Raw genomic sequence first — 19,360 nt, 5'->3', positions numbered from 1 at the left:
GTTCGCGGCCGCGGGTTCGTTGTGGCTGGTCGCGCAGTTCCCCGCGCCCCTGGGAGCCTCGCACCACCCAGCATCTACAAGTCACTGGAAAGAGCCATACCCTCATGACCTCCACCCCCCATCACCCCGATCTGCGTTCCCAGTTGGAGACGTTGGCCACCGAGGCGTTTCGGCCGGAGCTGGCTGAGATCGATCAGTTGCCGACGCTCGACATCACCCGCCTGATGAACGGCGAGGACGCCGCCGTGCCCGCCGCCGTCGCCGAGCGGCTGCCGGAGATCGCCGCCGCCATCGACGCCGTGGCCGTCCGGATGGCGCGCGGCGGGCGGCTGATCTACGCGGGCGCCGGTACGGCCGGACGGCTGGGCGTGCTGGACGCCTCCGAGTGCCCGCCCACCTTCAACACCGGCCCCGGGCAGGTCGTCGGCCTGATCGCGGGCGGCCCGGACGCCATGGTCACCTCCATCGAGGGCGCCGAGGACTCCCCCGAGCTGGCCCGCGCCGACCTGGACGCCCTCGCGCTGACCGCCGACGACACGGTGGTCGGCGTCTCCGCCTCCGGCCGCACCCCGTACGCCGTCGGCGCCGTCGAGTACGCCCGCGCGCGCGGCGCCCTGACCGTCGGCCTCGCCTGCAACCGGGGCAGCGCCCTGGCCGCCGCGGCCGAGCACGGCATCGAGGTGGTGACCGGACCGGAGCTGCTCACCGGCTCGACGCGGCTGAAGGCGGGCACGGCGCAGAAGCTGGTCCTGAACATGCTGTCGACGATCACGATGATCCGGCTCGGCAAGACGTACGGGAACCTGATGGTGGACGTACGCGCCTCCAACGAGAAGCTGCGGGCCCGCTCACGCCGGATCGTCGCGCTCGCCACCGGCGCCGCCGACGACGACATCGAGCGCGCCCTGACGGAGACCGACGGCGAGGTCAAGCACGCGATCCTGGTCCTGCTGGCCGACGTGGACGGCCCGACGGCCGCCCGGCTGCTCGCGGAGTCCGGCGGTCACCTTCGGGCGGCGATGGCGGCGGCGCTCGGGTGACCGACCCGCCGCCTCCGGTGCGGCCGGGGGCCCGGGGCCGTCCGCACCGTGTGCGATTCTGAAGTACATGAACCACGCCCAGCTGACCGCCCTGGGCCGCGCCCTGCGTCTCCTCGGTGAGCACGGCGAGGCCCTGACCACCGACACCCCGGAGGCCAAGCTCCACGAGGTCCGCGCGGACCTGAAGCGCGCGCTGGACCAGCTGGAGGAGAGCGTCACGACGGCGGCTCCCAGCACCCGCTGCCCGGAGCACCCGAACGGGCCGGTCGACAGTGCCGCCCCCGACCTGTGCCTGCTGTGCGAGACCCGCCGGCGCACGGCCCGCCGCGCCGAGTACAGCGGCGGACCGCTGCCGGCCCGGCCCGCCGAGCCGGTCCAGTCCCGCTACGGCGTACGGGGCGACCGGCCGCAGCCCCAGCAGCGCTGGCTGCCCGAGCAGTGGACCGGCCAGGCGTGGCAGCTGTGCGGCACCCCGCGCCGCGACCGCCGCGAGGCCGAGCTGTACATCGCGGCCCAACTGCGCGGCCCGCACGCGGCGATGGCGTACCGGCTGGTCCACGAGTTCACGGACTACGAGGTGCTGCGGGTGTGGGGCACGCCGGTACGGGTGGACATCGAGCCGATGGGCGGCATCTGACGTGGTGCGACGGAACGACCAGCGCCGGGCGGCCCTCGTCGACGCCGCGATCGAGGTACTGGCCGCGCAGGGCGCCCGGGGGCTGACCTTCCGGGCGGTGGACACGCAGGCGGCCGTCCCGCCCGGCACCGCGTCCAACTACTTCACGAACCGCGACGACCTGCTCACCCAGGCGGGCGCCCGCGTCTACGAGCGGCTGCACCCCGGCGAGGCCGCCCTCGCGCGCCAGCGCACGGCCCCTCGCGACCGTGACACCTACGTGCGGCTGATGCGCGAACTGGTCGACCGGGTCGCCGGGTTCCGCACCGGCTACCTCGCCCTGCTCGAACTGCGCCTGGAGGCCACCCGGCGCCCCGAGCTGCGCGCGGTGCTGACCGAACGCGTCCGCGAGGACGTCGCCGCCAACGTCGCCCACCACGAGGCGTCCGGCCTCCCCGGCGACGCCACGGCCGTCAAGCTGCTCATCCTCGCCCTGAACTGGCTGATCGTCGAACAGCTCACCCTGCCGGACGTGTTCACCGAGAAGGAGCGGGACCAGTTGGTCACGGCCGCGGTCGAACGCATCGTCGCGCCGGACGGACCGGCCCGGGACTGATCCCGCCGCCGGGTCAGATCTGGTTCTCGCCGCCGTCGACGTACCAGTTGGCGCCGAGGACGAAGCTGCTCTGGTCCGAGGCGAGGAAGGCCACCACCGCGGCGACCTCCTCGGGGCGCCCCATCCGGCCGATCGCGGTGTCCCCGGCGAGCTTCGTGCGGACGGCGGGCAGGTCCGGCCCGTCGAAGAGGTTGGTGATCCCCGGGGTGTCGACCGGGCCCGGCGAGAGCGCGTTGACCCGGACGCCACGGCCCTTGAGTTCGTTGGCCCAGCCCCGCGCGAAGGTCCGCACGGCGGCCTTGGAGGCGGCGTACAGACTGAACGCCTCGGCGCCGTTGTCGGCGGCGGTGGAGGCGTTGAGGATCACCGAGGCGCCGTCGTTGAGCAGCGGCAGCGCCTTCTGCACGGTGAAGAGCGTGCCCCGCACGTTGACGCCGAAGATCTCCTCGAACCGCTCCTCGGTGATCTCCTCCAGCGGCACGAGCGAGGCGGTCGCCGCGTTGGCGAAGACCACGTCGAGACCGCGGCCGCGGGCACGGACCGCTTCGTAGAGCCGGTCCACGTCGGCCGGGTCCGAGACGTCACCGGCCACGGACGTGACCCGCTCCGCACCGATGATCTCCACGGCCGCGTCCAGGGCCTCCTTGCGCCGCCCGGTGATGAACACGTGCGCGCCCTCGTCCGCCAGCCGCACCGCACTGGCCAGGCCGATGCCCGTCCCGCCGCCGGTGACGACGGCGGTCCTGCCTTCGAGCTGTCCCATGTGAAAGACCTCCGCAATGCTCCGCGAACTTCAGTACCGATCGGTACTGAAAGCGACCGTAGCACATCCGTACCGATCGATACGGAAGGAGTAGACTGGGGCCATGGAGACGCGACAGAAGGGGTCGATCGGCCGGCCGAGGGGCTTCGACGCCGACGAGGCGCTGGAGAAGGCCATGCGGGTCTTCTGGGAGCAGGGCTACGAGGGCGCCAGTCTCACCGACCTGACCGGGGCCATGGGCATCACCCGCACCAGCATGTACGCGGCCTTCGGCAACAAGGAGGACCTGTTCCGCAGGGCGCTGGAGCGCTACGAGGAGGGTCCCGCGTCCTACGTCGCCCGCGCCCTGCGCAGGACCACCGCCCGCGAGGTGGCCACGGCGTTCCTGAACGGCGCCGTGGAGGTCAGCACCCGCCCCGACTGCCCGGCCGGCTGCCTGGGTGTCCAGGGCTCACTCGCCGCCGGCGAGACCGGACGCTCCGCCCGTGACCTGCTGGCCGAGTGGCGCGAAGGGGGCGTCGATCAACTCCGCGACCGGTTCCGGCAAGCCGTCGACGACGGCGACCTGCCGCCCGGCAGCGACCCGCTGCACCTCGCCCGCTACCTCATGACCTTCGCCAACGGCATCTCCGTACAGGCCGCCGGGGGTGCCACCCGGGAGGACCTCCAGCGGGTGGCCGACACGGCCCTGCGCACCTGGCCGCCCGCGTGATCCGGAGTCAGGGGCTGCCGGGAGCGGCTGCCGCCAGGGCCTCCGCCACCGCCTGCCGCAGCGAACGGCTGGTGATCCGGCGGTTCTCCCCGTCGGCCAGCCGCGCCGCGGCACGCCCCACCCAGGCCGGGTCGCCGAGGAGCTGGAGCTTCCCCTCATCGGTGAGCTGCCGCAGCAGGGCCTCCAGCCGGAGCGCGTCGACCGCCCGGTAGGGGCGCGTGTGCTGGTCGAAGCGCAGTTGGTGGTCCTCGTAGGGGTGGCGCAGCGTCATGTGCAACCAGCCGCCGTCACGCGTGGCGACCATGCCCCTCAGCGTGTACAGGCCCCTGTTGTTCGTGTCCCAGGGGTGCTTGCCCCAGGTGATCCTGATGCCGTTCATGATCCTGGACCACGGGACCAACTGCCCCTCGGAGCCCGGCTCGTGCTGGTGGAGCCCTTCCGGGCGGAACTCCACCCAGTGGGCGTCAGGCCGGGTGGCGTCCCCGACCCGCCAACGGCCGTCGGTCAGTTCCAGCGGTCCCAGAGACGCACGGTCCTCCACCATGCGGCCATTGAACCACGCGGGCGCCCACACCCTCAGGGGCGCGCACTCTCGCGGTTCGTCCTGCTTAGCCGCGCCTTCAGCACCTCCTCCGGCCGCGCCACGCCCACCGACGCCCGCGGGCAGTCCCACTCCCGGCCTCCTGCGACCGGCCGCAACTGCACACTGCCGCCCACGTGTCCCATCACCTCCCCCACACGCCCGTCCCTCGCGTCCACGGCATGCGTGCCGACGGACGGCCGCTCGCCCCGCACCACCGATGCCAGCCGCTCCGCGACCCGTACGTTGCACCGCCCCAGGTCGACCAGGGCGAACGGCTCGTCACTCGCGCCGGTCACCGGATCGACGCACAGGGACGGCAGTACGACACCGGCGCCCACGAGGGCCTGCCGCAGGGACTCGACGACTTCTTCGGTCGACCGCACCCTTCCTCACCTCCACGCTGAGTTTGTGATTCGCGACACAGCGTGTCCGTCCCGCCCCTAACCTGGCCATACAGGGCGCTCCAACAACCCCTGCTGTGCGACCGGGAGTTCCGTCACCATGCCTGGACCCAAAGACCTCGACCCGTCCTCGTCCCCCCGCGCCCTCCTCGGCGCCGAGCTGCGCCACGCCCGCGAGAAGTCCGGCCTGAGCCAAGAGGAACTGGGCGCGCGCCTGTTCGTCAGCGGCTCTTTCATCGGCCAACTGGAGTCCGGCACGCGCCGGATGCAGCCTGAGTACGCCCGCCTGCTGGACGACGTCCTGAGCACGGAGGACTTCTTCCGACGGAACTGCGCGGCGTCGGCCAAGTCCAAGTATCCGGAGCACTTCGCGGAGGCGGCGGAGGCGGAGGCGACCGCCACGGAGATCAGGGAGTACGCACCCCTGCTGATCCCCGGCCTGCTACAAACACCCGCATACACGCGAGCGGTGTGCCGTGCCTATCAGCCCACCGCACCGGACGCCGTGATCGAGTCGCTCGTGACGGCACGAATGGAGAGGACCCAGCTGCTCGACGATCCAACAGAACCCTTGTTGTGGGTGGTGCTGGACGAGGCTGCGTTACGTCGGCCGACGGGAGGACGCCAGGTGATGGCCGAGGCGCTTGGCCACATCGTCGCCCTTGTCCGCCTAAACCGAATCATCGTGCAGGTACTGCCCTTCGAGTCGGGAGCACACGCAGCGCTGGAGGGCGCCATCAAGTTGATGGACTTCGACAACGCCCCGCCGCTGGCGTATTTCGAGGGCGTTGGGATGGGACGGCTTGAGGACGATCCTTCAACCGTGCGCTACCAGCGCCAGACCTACGACCTCCTTTCGGCCTGCGCCCTCCCCCCTCAGAACTCCCTGGCCCTTATCGAGGCGATGGCGCAGGATTACGCCCATGAGGAGCGACACTGAGGCGACTTGGTACAAGTCCAGCTACAGCGGCGGGAGCGGTGGCAACTGCCTCGAAGTCGCCACCGGCACCACCACCATCCCGGTCCGGGACTCGAAGAACCCCGAAGGGCGCACGCTCCGGTTCCAGGCCGATGCCTGGTCGGTCTTCCTCGACGGCATCAAGGCGACCCCGGCTTCCAAGTGACCGTGGGGCCACTCGCTTCCTTGCCAGTGTCGTGCCTCCGCAACCCGAGTAAAGGGCGCTGCGCGTCGGCTCCGCCGATGGGCCTGCGGCCCACCCTTGACTCGGCTCGTTCCAGCACGAGGGAGAAGCGAGCGAGCGGCCCGGAAAGACGGGTGGCCGAGGCACGCCGGTCCCCCAGGTCGGCCACCCAGTCCCCGGCACGAGGGAGCGCGCTCGCGCCTCGCCAGCACGCCGGGCAGGCTTAGCGGCTTTCGGCCGGAGGATGGATGGGCGGAGCATCCCTCTCGGCGTGACGGGGTGGCCGGGCATGGGCACGCGGCGCAGCCGACGGGACGGCGGGCCGGGAGGCACCCGTCCGGCGGCACAAAGGGACGATCGGACCCCTCACCACCCACCAGCGTTCGCCGCCAAGCGCACCCGGCGTGCAGGCGAGCAGCCGACGCGCACCCCGCACCACCCACCCACCGATCGCCGCTGAACCGGCCCGGCGTGCAAGCGAGGCGAGGCGCCGTCGCGCCCCCACACCCCGCCCGGCGACGCAACCCGCCCAAGGGACCGGCCCACCCGGGACACCCACCCTCCCCGGCCGCCCGCACGCTTCTCACCCGTGCTGGAGCGAGCCGGGTCAAGGGGGACCCGAAGGGGCATCGCCGCAGGCGACGCGGAGCGCCCTTGACGCGGGTCGCGGAAGCACGACACTGGCCAAGAAGCGGGCGGCCCCACGGCCACTTGGAAGCCGGGGATGCCTGAGATGCCTGAGGCCCCGGAAGGTCATGCCGGCGGATCCAGCAGGGGCAAGGGTGCGAACTCGTACCCCTCCCACAGGCGTCGGGAGGTCTCCTCCGGGTACGGCGCGACGGTCGGCTCGGCGTCGAAGACCCGCACCAGGCGCCGCTCCGTGTCGTACGCGGGCCAGTCCGGGTCGCCGGTGCGGGCGAACGCCGTCCAGGCGGTGCGGAAGCGGGCGGACAGGGCCAGCGCCTCCTCGGAGGGCTCCGCACCGCCGAACTGGAGCAGCGCGAGGCTCTCCTGGAAGGTGCCGAAGACGAGCGGGATGTCCAGGGCGTGACAGGCACCCAGGGCGCCGTCGAAGGCCGGTGCGGGCCAGGTGAGTTCGTAGACGTGGGACCGGCCGCCGCCCGCGAGGTGGGCCTCGGCCAGGTGCAGGGACGGCATCGCGAACAGCCAGTCGGTCTGGACACGTTCGTAAAGGTCGTTGGCCGACGCCTCCGGGAACGCGGCGCGGTAGGCGGCCTCGCCGCCCGGGGCGTACAGGCGCAGGGCGGCGCTCGCACGGTCCTCGCCGATCTCGCCGAGCTTGCCCGCCATCGCAGTGAACAGGCGGTTCTCGTCGCGGTTGTGACCGGCAATCAGCTCGACGTCGCGGGCCGCGCCGGACGCGAGCGCCTGCCACGGCGTGACCGGCAGGAACTCGCCGTCCACGACGGGCGCGTACGGGGTGACCGTGGGCGCCGCCTGGCCCCAGCGGGGGACGTTGCCCGGCATCTTCGGGGCAAGGGCCTGGCCCGCCTTGACGAGCTGGTCCGGAGTGACCTCCGAGAGGTCGGAGACCGTCGGGCGCAGGCCCAGCTCGGCGGCGAGGGCGGTGCCGATGTCGGCGGCGAGGGCGGTGGAGAAGAACGTGCCCGGCACGCTCTGGGCGATGGCCCGCCGGAAGAGTCCGGCCGCCCGGGGCATCGCGAGCAGGGAGGCCACGGAACCGGCCCCGGCCGACTCGCCGAAGACGGTGACCTGGTCGGGGTCACCGCCGAACGCGGCGATGTTCTCCTGCACCCAGGCCAGCGCCGCGATCTGGTCGAGCAGGCCCCGGTTGGCGGGGGCGCCCTCGATGTGGGCGAAACCCTCCATGCCGACGCGGTAGTTGAGGGTGACGACGACGAGGTCGCCGTCGGCGGCTATGCGGCGGGCGTCGTAGGCGGGGCTGCCGGAGTGGCCCAACTTGTAGGCGCCGCCGTAGATCCAGACCATGACCGGGCGGTGGGCGGCCGGGTCGGGTGCGGGGGTCCAGACGTTGACCGTGAGCCAGTCGTCGCCCTCGGGGACGGCCGGGACACCGGTGGCGCCCACGGCGCCGAGGTCCTGCGGGGGCGGCGGGCCGAAGGCGTGGGCGTCGCGCACGCCGTTCCAGGGGCGGGGGCGGCGCGGGGCGGCGAAGCGGGCGTCCCCCACCGGGGGTTGTGCGAAGGGGATGCCGCGGAAAACGGTCAGCCCGTCCTCGGTCCGGCCGCGCACCGCACCGGCGGAGGTGCGCACCACGGGTTCCACCGACTCGACAGGTCCAGGGATCGTCATACTCCGGACCCTATGCCGTGCGACTCCCTGTCCGTCCGCGCTTGATGGCCGAGCGTCTCAACAAACTGTGCGTGCCTGCACCGGGATCAAGAGGAGAGAGGCACGGCACTCGTGGATCTCAGGGCCCCGAGGCCTTGGAGGTGGCAGTCTGGAAGTGGAGAGAGCGATGCCACGCGAGGAGTGCACGAGTGAACACCGAGTCCAGGCAGAGAGCCGCCTCGGACGCCGCCCCGACCGTCTACCTGCTGGTCGGGCTGACAGGGTCGGGCAAGACCACGTACGCAAAGCAGCGACTGGAGCCCGCAGGCGCTGTCCGGCTCTCGGTCGACGAGCGGGTCCACGAACGGCACGGCCGATACGGCGTCGACTACCCCGAGCCCGACTACTTCGCTCTGGAGACGCCGATCGTCGCCGAGATCCGCGAAGAACTGCTCGAGCTCGTCTCAGCCGGCCGGGACGTCGTCCTCGACCACGGCCTGTGGCTGCGCCCGGCCCGGGAGGAGTGGAAGAAGCTCGTGGAGTCGGCAGGCGGCCAGTGGCGGCTGCTGTACTTCCCCGTCGACCGGGCCGAGCTGCTGCGCCGCCTGGAAGAACGCAACCAGCGCCAGGACGCCAACGCCCTCACGGTCAGCGAAAGCGCCCTGGACGACTTCTACGCCCGGTTCGACCCGCCCTCCGTGGAAGGCGAGGAAGTCATCGACCAGGACTCGTTCCAGGCGCGGCCGTAGACGGGGGGCCGCCAGGCGGAGACAAGCTGAGTCGCCTCGGCCGCCCACCAGTCGGGCACCGCCCTCAGCGACACCGGCCGGAAGCCGAACCTCGGATCGTCCACGTTGATCCGTCCGCCATGCTGGACGAGGTGGCCCATGCACTGGCGGGCCTCGGAGAGCCACGCAGGAGAAGCGGTCTGCCATGTGCCATCCGCCGAGTGCAGGGCCCGCCGCTCGACGTCCTCGGCGACGCCGCCGCGCCACTTGAAGTGGTGCACGACGACCGGTGGGCGGTTCCCTGGCCGGTGTCCTTCCGCCCGGTGATTCCCGGACGGCCGCACCTGCACCCGGAGCTCGGCGAAGCGGCCGGCGAGATCGGTACGGACCGCTTCCGTGGGCGCGAGCACCTGCACCCGCCGCTCACCGGGGCGCACGAGGCGGCCCAGCAGCCGCAGCGCGGCGTCCTCTGTGGTGACGACCTCGTGGACGAAACGAGTGTGCGGGCCGCCGAGGAGACCGGCGAGCCCGTGCAGGGCCTCGCTGGCACTGAGCACGACCACGGCACCCACGCCGAAGCGGTACTCAGGCACGCCGCTTCGGCCATGCAGCGGGACAGCAGCGTCACCTGGTGCGGGAGACGGCGTAGGGCGTCGGGCCAGCGGCGGGAGCGCAGCACCCGCCGCCCGACCTCGGCCACGGCATCCAGGACGAGCGCTGCCGCGGCCAACGGCGCCGCCGACGCCCCCGCGGGGGGTACACCCGGGCGCCGGCCGCCCGTAGTTGCCGCCATGTCTCACCAAGGACACCTGTACACCTATCGGATGAGGCCCGGCGTGGAGCCCATCCCAGTGGCCGAGTACCGGCAGACGGGCCGCAGTTGGTCGTACGAGCCCTGACCGTTCCTATTCAGTGAGCAGGAGTGGGTCTTGGACCCACTCCTGCCCGCTGCGGACATCCCGAACGGTGTTGGGTGTCCTGGTCGCCCGCGTTCGCTCCGTGTCCGGTGGCACGGATCGTGTCCGTGGTCCGGGGATACGGGGGCGGGTTCCCTCACGTCCAGGAGTCTCCGGTCCGGCCTGGACGGTCCGATGCCCGCATCCATCGCTCTGGTGGGTGCGGGGCGGTGCCGTCCGACGCCGGATGGGAAAGCCCTGGGCGCGTCGCCCGATCGCGATGCTCGCCGCATCGTGCCGGGTCGTTTTACGGGTGCTGCTGGTGAGGGGTTTCTGCCAGTGCTGGGCACCCCAGCGGGAGGTGTAGGCGGGGTCGACTGCAATGATCGTGATGCCGGTCTGGTCGGCCATGGAAATGAGTCGGGCGCGGAGCCGTCCGGTGGGCATGCCGGAGACCAACTGCCGGAACCGCTTCCTGCGGCCGTGCTTCTCCCTGGTCTTCTCCGCGGTGAAGTCCAGGTCCTCGACGGCGATCGCTTTCACGCCGCAGGTGGTGGCCCAGTGCAGGAGCCGGGTCAGGGTGTGGCGGACCTGCGCGTCACGATGCTCAGCGGGGCCGGTGAGGTCGTAGGAGAAGCGGCGCGGATTGCCGACGGGGTTGCCGTGGAGGTCGAGGCGCCAGGCGGCGAGGTGGCCGGCGTTCATGTCGACCCCGATCACCCCCTCTGCCAGCGCCGCAGTCAGCGGGAGGGTGCGGGTGACAGGTTTCTGCCAGGACGCGGTCAGATACCAGCGGCCGCGCGTCGTGTCGTGGTGGATGCGGTAGGCGACAGCCCGGTGCGCGGCCACGCGGTCGGCCCACTCCTGCCCCCGGTGCGCAAATACCACCCGGCCGGTGAGGACGTACCGGCCGTGCGCCGCGTTGGCCAGATGAGCGAGCGGAGCCGGGAGCCGGAGGGACACCTCGCCGTCAGGGCTGATGCGGATGGTTTCGTTGCCGAAGCGTTTCCCGGACTCCCCGTCCGCCTGCACGAACCAACGCTCTGCTTCCCACCGCTCACGCCACCCGGCCTCGGTGAGCCTGGCGTCCGTCAGGTGATGCCGCGTGCGAGCCAGCCGCTTGCCACCCCGCACCACGCGCACCCGCCCGGCCTCCCAGTCCGCACGCGCCCGCGCGAGCCGGTCCTCCAGCACGTGCAGGCGCCGGGCCTTGGCGTGCCACTCCCGCCCACTCCTGTACCCACCCGGAGCGCGTTTCGAGCCCTTCTCACCGACCGGGAGTGACAGCCGGTGGCGCAGCGTCCGCACCCCCGCCTCCAGGGACTGGATGTGGGCGTGGGCACCGCGTCGGGCCAGCGCCCACTGATCATGCGTGGCTTTGGTGATCGCACCCGCCCAACGGGCCGACGACACCGGCGTCAACTCCCGCTTGCGCACCGCCCACGCCCCGGCATCATGGTCCAGCCCGTCACGACAGCGCGCCCTCAGGTCACGGGACGCCAGTGCGCCCAGATGCGCCCCGACCTGCCGCAGTACCTCCACGTCCATGGTGGTGAGCTGTTTGAACCGGGTACGCACCGCCACCCCCGACGGGCCCAGTGCCACGAACGGCGCCGCAAGCTTCCGCAGACCACCCACCCGGAACCCCCGATCAGCCGAGACGACCTTGCACACCACCCTCAACGAACGCCCTCGCCAAAGGACACGCATTCGGCAGGCGAACTCTCATTCGCTCTCGGAGACAGAACCTTCCAACCCCACCACCGTGCTCACCCATTCATGCCAGAGCACACTCCTACACAGTCAACGGCCAGCAGTTCCCAACCCCTTGCCCACACCGGTGCAGGCAGGTTCTCAATCTTGGGCCGGTGTGCGGACGTGGTGGGCGTTCTCCCCCGGGGTGCGTGGGTGCCGGCACCCGCACGGAGGCCGGACACGACAACGCGTCGATGATCAGCGGCGTGCGGGTGGGTGCAGGGGCGCAGGCCAGTTTGCGTGCCGGCCGGGTAGCGGCGGCTACACGATCACCAGCTGGAGGCCCGCACTCCGCTCAGCTCAGGGTCCTGATAGCCGACGCGTCGTACGGGGCGAGCGTGTCGAAACGGCCGGTGAGGACCTTCTCGGCCCACCGCGGGTCCTGGAGCAGCGCGCGGCCGACGGCGACGAGGTCGAACTCGTCGCGCTCCATGCGGTCGAGGAGGTTGTCGAGGCCGCGCACGGAGGCGCCCTCGCCCTGGAAGGCCTTGTCGAAGTCGCCGTCGAGACCGACCGAGCCGACGGTGATGGCGGTCCTGCCGGTGAGCTTCTTGGTCCAGCCGGCGAGGTTGAGGTCCGAGTCCTCGAACTCCGGGACCCAGTAACGGCGGGTGGAGGCGTGGAAGGCGTCCACTCCGGCCGAGGCGAGCGGGGCGAGGATGGCCTCCAGCTCCTGGGGGGTCTCGGCGAGACGGGCGTCGTAGGCCTCCTGCTTCCACTGCGAGTAGCGGAAGATCACGGGGAAGTCCGGGGAGACGGTCTCCCGTACGGCGGCCACGATCTCGGCGGCGAACTTCGCCCGGGCCACGGGGTCGCCGCCGTAGGCGTCGGTGCGGCGGTTGGTGCCGGACCACAGGAACTGGTCGATCAGGTAGCCGTGGGCGCCGTGGATCTCCACGCCGTCGAAGCCGATGCGCTCGGCGGCCGCGGCGGACTCGGCGAAGGCGCCGATGACGTCGGCCAGGTCGCGCTGGGTCATCGCCCTGCCGGTGGGCTCGTCCTCGCCGATGCGCAGGCCGGACGGGCCGACGGCGGGGGCCTCCGGGAAGGGCTGGTCCCCGGCCTTGCGGACCATGCCGATGTGCCACAGCTGCGGCACGATCGTGCCGCCCGCCGCGTGCACCGCCCCGGCGACCTTCGCCCACCCGGCGAGCTGCTCCTCGCCGTGGAAACGCGGCACGCGGTCGCTCTGCCCGGCGGACTCGTGCCCGACGTAGGTGCCCTCGGTGACGATCAGGCCGACCCCGGCGGCGGCGCGGCGCGCGTAGTACGAGACCACGTCCTCGCAAGGGATGCCGCCCGGGGAGAACATGCGGGTCATCGGCGCCATCGCGATGCGGTTCGGCACGGTGAGGCCGTTGATCGTGGCCGGGCGGGCGAGCAGTTGGGCGGCGCGGGTGGCGGCCTCGGTGGGGGTGGCGGTCACTTGCGGGCTCCCTGGAGTAGGTACCGGGTGGTATGTGCGCGCGCATTCATCGCACTCCTCGGTGAACGGCCCGGCCCGCTCGGGGCATTCCGTCCGTGGCCGCCGATCCGCCGTGACCCGGGACACATACGGCGCCCGGCCGGGAACGCGGAAAGGCCCGAGGGCGGCACCCCCCTCTCGGGGAGTGCCGCCCTCGGTCCGTGCTGGACGGTCGATCAACCGGAAACGGTCGATCAGAAGTCCATGTCACCGCCCGGCATGCCGCCCGGGGCGCCCGCCGGAGCGGCCTTCTCGGGCTTGTCGGCGATGACGGCCTCGGTGGTGAGGAACAGCGCGGCGATGGAGGCGGCGTTCTGCAGGGCAGAGCGGGTCACCTTCGCCGGGTCGATGATGCCCTCGGCGATCATGTCGACGTACTCACCGGAGGCGGCGTTCAGGCCGTGGCCGACGGTCAGGTTGCGGACCTTCTCCACGACGACGCCGCCCTCGAGACCGCCGTTGACGGCGATCTGCTTCAGCGGGGCCTCCAGGGCGAGCTTCACGGCGTTGGCGCCGGTCGCCTCGTCACCCGTCAGCTCCAGCTTCTCGAAGACCTGGGAGGCCTGGAGCAGGGCCACGCCACCACCGGCGACGATGCCCTCCTCGACGGCCGCCTTCGCGTTGCGGACGGCGTCCTCGATGCGGTGCTTGCGCTCCTTGAGCTCGACCTCGGTGGCGGCACCGGCCTTGATGACGGCCACGCCGCCGGCCAGCTTCGCCAGGCGCTCCTGGAGCTTCTCGCGGTCGTAGTCCGAGTCGCTGTTCTCGATCTCGGCGCGGATCTGGTTGACCCGGCCCTGGACCTGGTCGGCCGAGCCGGCGCCGTCCACGATCGTGGTCTCGTCCTTGGTGATGACGACCTTGCGCGCGCTGCCCAGCAGGTCCAGCGTGGCGTTCTCCAGCTTGAGGCCGACCTCCTCGGAGATGACCTCGCCGCCCGTGAGGATGGCGATGTCGCCGAGCATGGCCTTGCGGCGGTCGCCGAAGCCCGGGGCCTTGACGGCGACGGACTTGAAGGTGCCGCGGATCTTGTTGACGACCAGGGTCGACAGGGCCTCGCCCTCGACGTCCTCGGCGATGATCAGCAGCGGCTTGCCCGACTGCATGACCTTCTCCAGGAGCGGCAGCAGGTCCTTGACGTTGCCGATCTTGGAGTTGGCGATCAGGATGTACGGGTCGTCGAGCGACGCCTCCATACGCTCCATGTCGGTGGCGAAGTACGCCGAGATGTAGCCCTTGTCGAAGCGCATACCCTCGGTGAGCTCCAGCTCCAGACCGAAGGTCTGGGACTCCTCGACGGTGATGACGCCTTCCTTGCCGACCTTGTCCATGGCCTCGGCGATCAGCTCGCCGATCTGGGTGTCGGCGGCGGAGATGGAGGCCGTGGAAGCGATCTGCTCCTTGGTCTCGACGTCCTTGGCCTGCTCGAGCAGGGCGGCGGAGACGGCCTCGACGGCCTTCTCGATACCGCGCTTGAGGGCCATCGGGTTGGCACCGGCCGCGACGTTGCGCAGGCCTTCCTTGACCAGGGCCTGGGCGAGGACGGTCGCGGTGGTCGTACCGTCACCGGCGACGTCGTCCGTCTTCTTGGCGACTTCCTTGACCAGCTCGGCGCCGATCTTCTCGTACGGGTCCTCGAGCTCGATCTCCTTGGCGATGGAGACACCATCGTTGGTGATCGTGGGGGCGCCCCACTTCTTCTCGAGGACGACGTTGCGGCCCTTGGGGCCGAGCGTCACCTTGACGGCGTCCGCGAGCTGGTTCATGCCGCGCTCGAGGCCGCGCCGCGCCTCCTCGTCGAACGCGATGATCTTGGCCATGTGAAGTGGTCCCTCCAGGACTGGGGGTGATTCCTTCGGACCGCGCCCGCGCCCGCGACGGACGGCTCGCCGGCCTTGTGGTTCCTTCCCCACCCGGCCTGCGGGCCTCACCGACCCGGTCCTTCGTTGTCACTCTCACCTTCAGAGTGCTAACGCCAATGATTAGCACTCGGCATGGTCGAGTGCAAGCGCCTCTCGGGGATCGAGCCCTCCCGTCAGCCACCCGCGAACAAGGGGACGACGGGCGTCCGGGCAGGCCGAAGGGCCCGTACCCCAGGAGGTACGGGCCCTTCGGATGAAGACCGGGTTGCGGTGGCCGCGCGTCTCAGGCGCTGAGGCGAACCATGTCGGCCTGCGGGCCCTTCTGACCCTGCGAGATCTCGAACTCGACCCGCTGGCCTTCTTCGAGGGTGCGGTAGCCGTCCATCTGAATCGCGCTGTAGTGGACGAAAACATCCGCACCACCGTCGACCGCGATGAAGCCGTACCCCTTCTCCGCGTTGAACCACTTGACGGTGCCCTGAGCCATGCCTAACTCCCCTATTACTGGCCCTTGCACAGATCCGCACTTCGCGGACCCGGGTCAGACCTCGCCCCCTCACGACTGGGGGCGTGCGCCGGAACGCGTCGACCGCGGCTGAATGTATCTGTCCAACTGCCGTCTGCAACAGGTCAATCGGACGAGAAATCTGGACGTACCCGGTCCGGAATGTGGCGAACTTTCGCCTGAATACGGGTCAAGTCGGGTCACGCAAAGGGAACAAAAGCCGCGAAATACGCTCGCACTTTGGCTGCTTCTTGTCGGGCGGGCGGCAGGAATTAACGGTTCCCGTTGTGCCGATCGGGAGCGCGTTCCCCAACTCTACCGTGCTCAACCACATGGAATTGCCCCCTCCGTTTCTCTCACGGAGAGGGCAATTCACGCTACGACACGTATCAGCCGCCAGCGACCGCCGGGATGATCGAGACGCCCGCGCCGTCCGGCGTCGCGGTCTCCAGCCCCTGCTCGAAGCGGACGTCGTCGTCGTTGACGTAGACGTTGACGAAGCGGCGCAGCTTGCCCTGGTCGTCCAGGACGCGGGCGGCGATGCCGGTGTGGTTCTTCTCCAGGTCGGAGATGACCTCCCCGAGGTTGGCACCGTCGGCGCTGACCTCGGCCTTGCCGCCGGTGTAGGTGCGCAGGATGGTCGGGATGCGAACGGTCACGCTCATGCGAGGCCAGCCTCTCGGAAGGAGTCCAGGTTCGGGCGGATGGTGGCGGTGAGGCCGGTGCCGGCCACCGCGTCGAGGGTCTTCAGGCCGTCGCCGGTGTTGAGGACGACGGTGGTGAGCGACGGGTCGAGCACCCCGTTCTCGATCAGCTTCTTCGTGACGCCGACCGTCACGCCGCCCGCCGTCTCCGCGAAGATGCCCTCCGTGCGGGCGAGCAGCTTGATCGCGTCCACGACCTGCTCGTCGGTCACGTCCTCCACGGCGCCGCCGGTGCGGCGGGCGATGTCCAGGACGTAGGGGCCGTCGGCCGGGTTGCCGATGGCCAGCGACTTGGCGATGGTGTTCGGCTTCTGCGGGCGGACCACGTCGTGCCCGGCCTTGTACGCCGCGGAGACCGGCGAGCAGCCCTCGGCCTGCGCACCGAAGATCTTGTACGGCCTGTCCTCGACCAGACCCAGCTCGATCAGCTCCTTGAGCCCCTTGTCGATCTTCGTCAGCTGGGAGCCGGATGCGATCGGCACGACGATCTGGTCGGGCAGCCGCCAGCCGAGCTGCTCGCAGATCTCGTAGGCGAGGGTCTTGGAACCCTCGGCGTAGTACGGCCGCAGGTTGACGTTGACGAAGCCCCAGCCCTCGCCGGCCGGGTCGCCGATCAGCTCGGAGCAGAAGCGGTTCACGTCGTCGTAGTTGCCCTGGATGCCGACCAGCTCGCCGCCGTAGACGGCGGCCATGACGACCTTGCCCTGCTCCAGGTCGTGCGGGATGAACACGCAGGAGCGGAAGCCGGCCCGGGCGGCGGCGGCGCCGACGGCACCGGCGAGGTTGCCGGTGGAGGAGCAGGACAGGGTGGTGAAGCCGAAGGCGCGGGCGGCCTCGATGGCCTGGGCGACGACGCGGTCCTTGAAGGAGTGCGTGGGGTTGCCGGAGTCGTCCTTGACGTACAGACCGCCGGTGACGCCCAGCTCGCGGGCGAGGTTGTCGGCCTGGACGAGCTTGGTCCAGCCGGGGTTGATGTTCGGCTTGGTCGCGACGTCGGCCGGGACGGGCAGCAGGGGGGCGTAGCGCCAGATGTTCGCGGGGCCCGCTTCGATCCGCCCCCGCAGTTCCTCGGTGTCGTAGGCCGAGAAGTCGTAGGCGATCTCGAGGGGGCCGAAACACTCTTCGCAGGCGAAGACCGGTCCGAGCGGAACCCGGTGGCCGCACTCCCGGCAGCTCAGCGCGGCGGCGGGGCCGAGGTCGACGGTGCCGTCGGTGGCGCCCGGGGTGTTCGTGGAGGTTTCGGCAGTCTGCACAGCCATGGAGGCGAGGCCCTTTCTCCTCATCTTCCTCACGACGCATCTCGCCGTGAGACGGATTTGGCACCTTCCCTAGCCGGGAGCCTCGCCACGTCCGTGTGACAAGAACCGACTGGAGGGTTGCCGGGGCTTCATCGGGCCGTATCCCTCTGCCCCTCTGGATGAGCGGTATGAAGTTGTTTCGCGGTGGTACACGCGGCGACCCCGGCATGCGGTGGTCCCACGCGTTGTTCAAGACTGTAACCGAAGGCCAGGACGGTTGAGATAGTCGTCCGTACCGCGAGATGGATCACAATGGATCACGAAGGAGACCACGGGACGTGCTGGAAGAAGTCGAGCGCTGGCTGAACGCACGCTCCTGGTCGGCCGCGGACCGGCCGGTCCAGCACCTTCTGTCCGCCAAGCACGCCACCGGGCAGTCGGTGAGCGTGGTGCTGCCCGCGCTGGACGAGGAGGCGACCGTCGGCGACATCGTCTCGGTGATCCGGCGGGAGCTGGTGCTCCGCCACCCGCTCGTCGACGAGATCGTGGTCGTGGACTCCGGGTCGAGCGACCGGACGGCCGAGGTGGCCGCGGCGGCCGGGGCGCGCGTCGTGCACCGCGACGCGATCCTGCCCCGCATCCCCGCCGTGCCCGGCAAGGGCGAGGTGCTGTGGCGTTCGCTGCTGGTCACCGGCGGGGACATCGTCTGCTTCGTCGACGCGGACCTGCGCGAGTTCTCCGCCGACTTCGTCTCCGGGATCGTGGGCCCGCTGCTCACCGATCCGGACGTGCACCTCGTCAAGGCCATGTACGACCGCCCGCTGGCCGGGGCGGCCGGGCAGGGCGGCCGGGTCACGGAGCTGATGGCCCGCCCGCTGCTCAACATGCACTGGCCGCGGCTGGCCGGCTTCGTCCAGCCGCTGGGCGGGGAGTACGCGGCCCGCCGCTCGCTGCTGGAACGGCTCCCGTTCCCGGTCGGCTACGGCGTCGAGCTGGGCATGCTGGTCGACGCCCTGCACCTGGTGGGCCTGGACGCGCTCGCGCAGGTCGACGTCGGGGTCCGCGTCCACCGCCACCAGGACGGGCGGGCGCTGGGCCGGATGGCCGCGGCGATCTACCGCACCGCCCAGCTCCGCCTGGCCCGCGGCCACCTGGTGCGCCCGGCCCTCACCCAGTTCGAGCGGGGCGTCGACGGCTTCGAGCCGCGCACCTACGCCGTGGACACCGAGGAACGGCCCCCGATGACGGAGATCGCGGAGTACGCGGCCCGGAAGGTGGCCTAGGAACCGGAAACGGCCCACCAGCTCAGCCGGAGACGCCGTCCGACCAGCGCCACCTGCCGCCGGAGTCCCGCTCGCAGGTCAGGTACTCGCCGCCGCGGCCGTGGGTGCTCAGGCCCCGGTGCTTCTTGGCGCAGAACTGGCCGTCGGCGTAGCAGTTGCCCGCGGGGCTCATCAGCTCGCAGGCGCCGGCGCCGCCGCCCCCGGTGCCGCCGCTGGTTCCGCCCGTGCCGCTGTCCCGGGTCTTCGACGGCTCGGGGGCCGGCTTGGGCGTGTGCAGCAGGCGCCCGGCGCAGTCGCGGCCGTCGCGGGGGACGGTGAAGGTCACGGTGCCGGAGCCGCCGCTCTGCTCGCAGACCTTCTCGTCGAGGCCCCAGGAGGAGGCCCGCTGCCCGGTGCCCTGGAGGAGCACGGTGTAGTCGACGTGCGCCCCCTTGGCGGCGAGGACGGCCGAGCCCATGGTCCGGCCGGTGAAGTCCGGCAGGGTGACGGCGGTCGGGGTGGGCGTGGGCGTCGGGGTTTCGGTACTGGGGGACGCCTCGGGGGTGGGGCTGCCGCTCGGCGTGGCGGTGACGGTGGCGGTCGGGGACGCCGTCGTGGCCGCCGCCGCCTTGGCGCTCGCGTCGCCGTCTCCGTCGCCGCAGCCCGCCAGGGCCAGCGCGGAGGCCGCGATCAGTGCCGCCGTGCCCGCGAGTCTGCTCGTGCGCCGGTGCCGTGTGCGTATGGGCATGGTGCGCCCACCCCCCCCCAGAAAGTTGAAATGTGCACCGCACATCCTCA

Annotated in this window: 20 protein-coding genes and 1 riboswitch; of the genes, 8 read left to right on the top strand and 12 right to left on the bottom strand. The window is 71.2% G+C overall.

From position 1 onward, the window contains the following. Positions 1-104 precede the first annotated feature (104 nt). The 3 genes from murQ to ACFV9J_RS14475 all read left to right on the top strand — a co-directional run bounded on the left by murQ (position 105) and on the right by ACFV9J_RS14475 (position 2,272). Positions 105-1,040 (top strand): N-acetylmuramic acid 6-phosphate etherase, encoded by a 936-nt coding sequence (gene murQ / locus ACFV9J_RS14485; protein WP_385353970.1) that lies wholly within the window; start codon positions 105-107, stop codon positions 1,038-1,040. A 67-nt stretch (positions 1,041-1,107) separates the two neighbouring features. Beyond that, positions 1,108-1,677 carry a hypothetical protein gene (locus ACFV9J_RS14480; RefSeq protein WP_191849954.1) on the top strand — a complete coding sequence of 190 codons (570 nt, stop codon included), beginning with the start codon at positions 1,108-1,110 and terminating at the stop codon, positions 1,675-1,677. A 1-nt stretch (position 1,678) separates the two neighbouring features. Beyond that, positions 1,679-2,272, top strand: coding sequence for a TetR/AcrR family transcriptional regulator (locus ACFV9J_RS14475; RefSeq protein WP_385353968.1), 594 nt, complete (start codon positions 1,679-1,681; stop codon positions 2,270-2,272). Between the two features lie 13 nt (positions 2,273-2,285). Here ACFV9J_RS14475 and ACFV9J_RS14470 read toward each other — a convergent pair whose 3' ends face one another. After that, positions 2,286-3,035, bottom strand: a complete 750-nt coding sequence (locus ACFV9J_RS14470) for an SDR family NAD(P)-dependent oxidoreductase (protein ID WP_385353966.1) — start codon at positions 3,033-3,035, stop codon at positions 2,286-2,288. Positions 3,036-3,138: 103 nt separating this feature from the next. Here ACFV9J_RS14470 and ACFV9J_RS14465 point away from each other — a divergent pair, with 103 nt between their 5' ends. Then, the gene (locus ACFV9J_RS14465; RefSeq protein WP_385353964.1) at positions 3,139-3,747 is read left to right on the top strand and encodes a TetR/AcrR family transcriptional regulator; all 609 of its coding nucleotides are present in this window, start codon (positions 3,139-3,141) and stop codon (positions 3,745-3,747) included. Between the two features lie 7 nt (positions 3,748-3,754). Here the strand turns inward: ACFV9J_RS14465 and ACFV9J_RS14460 are convergent, their stop codons facing one another. Continuing rightward, positions 3,755-4,291 (bottom strand): hypothetical protein, encoded by a 537-nt coding sequence (locus ACFV9J_RS14460; protein WP_385353962.1) that lies wholly within the window; start codon positions 4,289-4,291, stop codon positions 3,755-3,757. Between the two features lie 32 nt (positions 4,292-4,323). Then, positions 4,324-4,713 (bottom strand): hypothetical protein, encoded by a 390-nt coding sequence (locus ACFV9J_RS14455; protein WP_385353960.1) that lies wholly within the window; start codon positions 4,711-4,713, stop codon positions 4,324-4,326. 118 nt (positions 4,714-4,831) lie between these two features. Between ACFV9J_RS14455 and ACFV9J_RS14450 the strand changes: the two genes are divergently transcribed. Together ACFV9J_RS14450 and ACFV9J_RS14445 are read left to right on the top strand one after the other, a co-directional pair. Then, on the top strand, positions 4,832-5,671 hold the full coding sequence (locus ACFV9J_RS14450) for a helix-turn-helix domain-containing protein (protein ID WP_385353958.1): 840 nt from the start codon (positions 4,832-4,834) through the stop codon (positions 5,669-5,671). Next, complete coding sequence (locus ACFV9J_RS14445; protein ID WP_385353956.1) at positions 5,655-5,855, top strand: DUF397 domain-containing protein; 201 nt, start codon at positions 5,655-5,657, stop codon at positions 5,853-5,855. Before ACFV9J_RS14450 ends, ACFV9J_RS14445 begins: the two co-directional genes overlap by 17 nt. 771 nt (positions 5,856-6,626) lie before the next feature. Here the strand turns inward: ACFV9J_RS14445 and ACFV9J_RS14440 are convergent. Next, the gene (locus tag ACFV9J_RS14440) at positions 6,627-8,168 is read right to left on the bottom strand and encodes a carboxylesterase/lipase family protein (RefSeq protein WP_385353954.1); all 1,542 of its coding nucleotides are present in this window, start codon (positions 8,166-8,168) and stop codon (positions 6,627-6,629) included. Positions 8,169-8,356: 188 nt separating this feature from the next. Between ACFV9J_RS14440 and ACFV9J_RS14435 the strand changes: the two genes are divergently transcribed. After that, complete coding sequence (locus ACFV9J_RS14435; protein WP_385353952.1) at positions 8,357-8,896, top strand: AAA family ATPase; 540 nt, start codon at positions 8,357-8,359, stop codon at positions 8,894-8,896. Here ACFV9J_RS14435 and ACFV9J_RS14430 read toward each other — a convergent pair. The 7 genes from ACFV9J_RS14430 to thrC all read right to left on the bottom strand — a co-directional run bounded on the left by ACFV9J_RS14430 (position 8,821) and on the right by thrC (position 17,321). Next, positions 8,821-9,468 carry a hypothetical protein gene (locus ACFV9J_RS14430; RefSeq protein ID WP_385353950.1) on the bottom strand — a complete coding sequence of 216 codons (648 nt, stop codon included), beginning with the start codon at positions 9,466-9,468 and terminating at the stop codon, positions 8,821-8,823. The two genes, ACFV9J_RS14435 and ACFV9J_RS14430, sit on opposite strands and share 76 nt — an antisense overlap. Positions 9,469-9,780: 312 nt before the next feature. Further along, entirely contained in the window at positions 9,781-11,409 is a 1,629-nt protein-coding gene (locus ACFV9J_RS14425) for an IS200/IS605 family accessory protein TnpB-related protein (protein WP_385353948.1), read from the bottom strand. Between the two features lie 412 nt (positions 11,410-11,821). Continuing rightward, complete coding sequence (locus tag ACFV9J_RS14420; RefSeq protein ID WP_385353946.1) at positions 11,822-12,952, bottom strand: NADH:flavin oxidoreductase; 1,131 nt, start codon at positions 12,950-12,952, stop codon at positions 11,822-11,824. A gap of 233 nt (positions 12,953-13,185) precedes the next feature. Then, positions 13,186-14,811 carry a chaperonin GroEL gene (groL, locus tag ACFV9J_RS14415; protein ID WP_061444067.1) on the bottom strand — a complete coding sequence of 542 codons (1,626 nt, stop codon included), beginning with the start codon at positions 14,809-14,811 and terminating at the stop codon, positions 13,186-13,188. Between the two features lie 325 nt (positions 14,812-15,136). Further along, positions 15,137-15,340 (bottom strand): cold-shock protein, encoded by a 204-nt coding sequence (locus tag ACFV9J_RS14410; RefSeq protein ID WP_004929928.1) that lies wholly within the window; start codon positions 15,338-15,340, stop codon positions 15,137-15,139. 407 nt (positions 15,341-15,747) lie between these two features. Next, positions 15,748-16,023: a MoaD/ThiS family protein gene (locus ACFV9J_RS14405; RefSeq protein ID WP_030186288.1), complete on the bottom strand. Its 276-nt coding sequence runs from the start codon at positions 16,021-16,023 to the stop codon at positions 15,748-15,750. Further along, positions 16,020-17,321, bottom strand: coding sequence for a threonine synthase (gene thrC, locus ACFV9J_RS14400; RefSeq protein ID WP_385353943.1), 1,302 nt, complete (start codon positions 17,319-17,321; stop codon positions 16,020-16,022). Before thrC ends, ACFV9J_RS14405 begins: the two co-directional genes overlap by 4 nt. A 17-nt stretch (positions 17,322-17,338) precedes the next feature. Further along, a riboswitch (SAM riboswitch) is annotated at positions 17,339-17,486 on the bottom strand. 152 nt (positions 17,487-17,638) lie between these two features. Between thrC and ACFV9J_RS14395 the strand changes: the two genes are divergently transcribed. Next, entirely contained in the window at positions 17,639-18,583 is a 945-nt protein-coding gene (locus ACFV9J_RS14395) for a glucosyl-3-phosphoglycerate synthase (protein WP_385353941.1), read from the top strand. A gap of 22 nt (positions 18,584-18,605) precedes the next feature. Here the strand turns inward: ACFV9J_RS14395 and ACFV9J_RS14390 are convergent, their stop codons facing one another. After that, positions 18,606-19,310 (bottom strand): hypothetical protein, encoded by a 705-nt coding sequence (locus ACFV9J_RS14390; RefSeq protein WP_385353939.1) that lies wholly within the window; start codon positions 19,308-19,310, stop codon positions 18,606-18,608. Between the last annotated feature and the right edge of the window lie 50 nt (positions 19,311-19,360).

Origin of the sequence: Streptomyces sp. NPDC059906 (genome assembly GCF_042730645.1) — a bacterium.
In the GTDB taxonomy this organism is placed as follows: domain Bacteria; phylum Actinomycetota; class Actinomycetes; order Streptomycetales; family Streptomycetaceae; genus Streptomyces; species Streptomyces rubrogriseus.
The sequence above is the reverse complement of the archived record's forward strand: the minus strand, read 5'-3'. Positions and strand labels throughout refer to the sequence as shown.

Coding starts and splice junctions, on each gene's coding strand:
- ACFV9J_RS14405 (WP_030186288.1), bottom strand. CDS start 16,023: ATGAGCGTGACCGTTCGCATCCCGACCATCCTGCGCACCTACACCGGC.
- ACFV9J_RS14465 (WP_385353964.1), top strand. CDS start 3,139: ATGGAGACGCGACAGAAGGGGTCGATCGGCCGGCCGAGGGGCTTCGAC.
- ACFV9J_RS14480 (WP_191849954.1), top strand. CDS start 1,108: ATGAACCACGCCCAGCTGACCGCCCTGGGCCGCGCCCTGCGTCTCCTC.
- groL (WP_061444067.1), bottom strand. CDS start 14,811: ATGGCCAAGATCATCGCGTTCGACGAGGAGGCGCGGCGCGGCCTCGAG.
- ACFV9J_RS14410 (WP_004929928.1), bottom strand. CDS start 15,340: ATGGCTCAGGGCACCGTCAAGTGGTTCAACGCGGAGAAGGGGTACGGC.
- ACFV9J_RS14470 (WP_385353966.1), bottom strand. CDS start 3,035: ATGGGACAGCTCGAAGGCAGGACCGCCGTCGTCACCGGCGGCGGGACG.
- ACFV9J_RS14390 (WP_385353939.1), bottom strand. CDS start 19,310: ATGCCCATACGCACACGGCACCGGCGCACGAGCAGACTCGCGGGCACG.
- ACFV9J_RS14445 (WP_385353956.1), top strand. CDS start 5,655: ATGAGGAGCGACACTGAGGCGACTTGGTACAAGTCCAGCTACAGCGGC.
- ACFV9J_RS14450 (WP_385353958.1), top strand. CDS start 4,832: ATGCCTGGACCCAAAGACCTCGACCCGTCCTCGTCCCCCCGCGCCCTC.
- thrC (WP_385353943.1), bottom strand. CDS start 17,321: ATGGCTGTGCAGACTGCCGAAACCTCCACGAACACCCCGGGCGCCACC.
- ACFV9J_RS14460 (WP_385353962.1), bottom strand. CDS start 4,291: ATGGTGGAGGACCGTGCGTCTCTGGGACCGCTGGAACTGACCGACGGC.
- murQ (WP_385353970.1), top strand. CDS start 105: ATGACCTCCACCCCCCATCACCCCGATCTGCGTTCCCAGTTGGAGACG.
- ACFV9J_RS14440 (WP_385353954.1), bottom strand. CDS start 8,168: ATGACGATCCCTGGACCTGTCGAGTCGGTGGAACCCGTGGTGCGCACC.